Annotated in this window: 4 protein-coding genes; 1 reads left to right on the top strand and 3 read right to left on the bottom strand. The window is 63.1% G+C overall.

From position 1 onward, the window contains the following. Both uraD and VFL62_RS11155 read right to left on the bottom strand, forming a co-directional pair. On the bottom strand, nt 1-296 hold a 296-nt coding region (uraD, locus tag VFL62_RS11160), incomplete at its 3' end, for a 2-oxo-4-hydroxy-4-carboxy-5-ureidoimidazoline decarboxylase (protein ID WP_325172433.1). A 13-nt stretch (nt 297-309) separates the two neighbouring features. Beyond that, nucleotides 310-612: a hypothetical protein gene (locus VFL62_RS11155; RefSeq protein ID WP_325172432.1), complete on the bottom strand. Its 303-nt coding sequence runs from the start codon at nt 610-612 to the stop codon at nt 310-312. 165 nt (nt 613-777) lie between these two features. Here VFL62_RS11155 and VFL62_RS11150 point away from each other — a divergent pair, with 165 nt between their 5' ends. Continuing rightward, nucleotides 778-1,971 (top strand): urate hydroxylase PuuD, encoded by a 1,194-nt coding sequence (locus tag VFL62_RS11150; protein ID WP_325172431.1) that lies wholly within the window; start codon nt 778-780, stop codon nt 1,969-1,971. A 45-nt stretch (nt 1,972-2,016) separates the two neighbouring features. On the opposite strand, the gene VFL62_RS11145 is transcribed toward VFL62_RS11150, so the two are convergent. After that, on the bottom strand, nt 2,017-2,646 hold the full coding sequence (locus VFL62_RS11145) for a glutathione S-transferase family protein (RefSeq protein ID WP_325172430.1): 630 nt from the start codon (nt 2,644-2,646) through the stop codon (nt 2,017-2,019). Nucleotides 2,647-2,791: the final 145 nt, after the last annotated feature.

The raw sequence follows: 2,791 nt of genomic DNA, 5'->3' as shown, positions 1-2,791 counted from the left end.
AGCCGGTCGAGCCCGAGACTGTTCTGCTCGGCCGTCGATTCGGCCGTGAGCTCCGCGGCGCGGCGCGTTTTGTCGGCAAGATCGGGATGCGACTTGATCAATGCCAGCCGCAGATCCTGCGGCGCGTGCTCGACCGCGGATTTCATCGCCGCGAACAGCGCATTGATGCCGCTGAACGGACGCGCGGCAAAAGCCTGTTCGGCAACCCAGGGCGAATATTCGAAGATATTGGCGAGCGCAGCGACGAAGTCGCCCTGCGTGCAGGCGTTCAATTCCTCGAGCGGTTTCTGCGACATGCGCTCTATACGCTTACGGGGTGCGGCCCTGGCCGGACTGGGTGGTTCCACCGCTGAAATCGAACGACATGCCGAAAAGACCGCTACGCCGGGCTTCGGGCTCGGGGGCGGGCGCGGGCGCCTGCTGAACTTCGGCCTGCGGCGGCAAGGGAGGCGGCGCCGGCAGGTTGTTGCAGCCCATCGGGTACACCAGCTCGCGGTTCGCGGTCTGGCCGATCGGCGCGCACGGATCCGCGCGGCCCGCCTTGGGCTTGGTTTGCGAGAAGGCCGGCGTTGCCGCCGCCACCAGCATCGCGCACAGAAGAAGCTTTTTCATTCGTCCCACCTTTGGGTCAGCCCACTACCATTGAACCGGATCAGCCCGGCGAAGTCCACATGATGCAATTTTGGGCAAACTACCCTCTTCTTCTGCAAACCGGAAGCGCTGGAAAACCGTCCGGATCAATGCGACACAGAATCGGGACGAGGGACGGAGCGGGCGATGTGGGCATCGATACTATCGGAATGGGCCAGTCTTATTTTCCGCTGGCTGCATGTGATCGCGGCGGTGGGGTGGATCGGGAGCTCGTTCTACTTCATCCATCTCGACCTCGAACTGAAGCCGCGCGAGGGCTTGCCGGAAGGCGCCCATGGCGAGGCCTGGCAGGTGCATGGCGGCGGCTTCTATCACATCATCAAATTCCTGGTGGCGCCGGCGAAAATGCCGAGCGAGCTGACCTGGTTCAAATGGGAAGCCTACACCACCTGGCTGTCCGGCTTCGTGCTGATGGTCATCGTCTATTACCTCGATGCCGAACTGTTTCTGGTCGACAAGTCGGTGCTCGACCTGACGCCGACGCAGGCCGCATTGTTCAGCTTCTGTAGCCTGGCGCTGGCCTGGCTGCTCTATGAAGCGGCCTGCCGCAGCGGCCTTTCGGCCTACGAACTTCCCTTCGCGATCGGCGGCTATATTTTCCTGGTCGCGCTGACCTACGCCTTTACCCATGTGCTGAGCGGCCGCGGCGCCTTCAACCAGATCGGCGCGATCATCGGCACCATCATGGTCGCCAATGTCTTCGCCCTGATCATCCCGAACCAGAAGAAGGTGATCGCAGCCCTGCTCAAGGGCGAGAAGCCCGATCCGAAATACGGCAAGCAGGGCAAGGAGCGTTCGGTCCACAACAACTATCTGACGCTACCGGTCGTCTTCCTGATGATCAGCAATCATTACCCGCTGATCTTCGGCACCCGCTACAACTGGCTGATCGCGGCGATCGTGCTGGCGCTCGGCCCCGTGATCCGCCACTTCTTCAACGAGCGCCACGCCGGGCGCAAATCGCCGTGGTGGGTATGGGGTGTGGCGGCGATCGGCATGATCGCGATCGCCCTGCTCACGACTGCAGGCCCTCGCGACGCCAAGGCCGCCACGGCCGTGCCCAAGCATGATTTCGCGGCAGTGCAAGACATCGTGCTGTCCCGCTGCAGCATGTGCCATGCCGCCGAGCCGGTGTTCGACGGCATCCTTGCCGCCCCAAAGGGCGTCCGCCTCGACGATCCGGAAGCGATCATGCGCAACAGCCGCCTGATCGGGCGCAATGCCGCCTGGTCGAGCGCCATGCCGCCCGGCAACATCACCGAAATCAGCGCCGAGGAGCGCGCGGTGCTCGCCGCGTGGCTCGCCGACGGCGCGCGCTAATCCGCCAAAAGCCTGACCGTACGGCCAGCTCATCAACGATGGCGCTTACCCTTTCGGCGGAATCAAAGGCTGTACGATTTCCTGAAACACCTCCAGCGCCTCGCAACGCGCGGCGTGATCGGCAAGCGCGGGGCAGCGGGCCGGATCGAACAAATTCGGATGCGCCTCGCGCACAAAGCGCAGCGCGCAAGCGACTGCGACATCGGAATGACCGATTTTCACGCCGAACCAAAACGGCGTCTTGATCGCCGCGCGCTGCTTTTCGAGCTCATCCAGCACGTCGCCGATCTGGGTTTCGCATCGCTCGACCCAGATCCTGGATTGCTGATCCTTCCGCAGCACATGCTCGTAGAGCAGGCTCACCGCCTTGTCGGCAAGGCCGGTGGCGAGCGCGCAGGTCTTCAGGCAGCGGCGGCGCTCGGGCCCCCTCTCGGCAATCAAGGCCTCGGTACCCGCGAGTTCATCGAGATAGTCGAGGATGGTTGCGCTTTCGATCAGCGAATAGCCGTCGTCGAGCACGAACGTCGGCACCCGTCGCAGGGGATTGTAACGCGCGATCTTGTCGGCATCGCCAAATGTCGACCACGGCCGGTGCTCGAAATGCATGCCGTACAGTTTGAGCGCAATCGCGACGCGGCGGACGAAAGGCGAATCATACTGGCCGATGAGAATCATGATCGTTCCCCTTCTCAAACCTTGTCGTGAATCACGCGCTTAACGGCGGCGATCGCGTCCTCGTCGCGCCGGTACATCGTCCATTGCTTGATCCGTTTGGCGCGCACGAGCTTCGCCGCGATCAGGACCCGCATGTGCTCGCTCA

Origin of the sequence: Bradyrhizobium sp., assembly GCF_035701725.1 — a bacterium.
GTDB lineage: Bacteria > Pseudomonadota > Alphaproteobacteria > Rhizobiales > Xanthobacteraceae > Bradyrhizobium.
The sequence above is the reverse complement of the archived record's forward strand: the minus strand, read 5'-3'. Positions and strand labels throughout refer to the sequence as shown.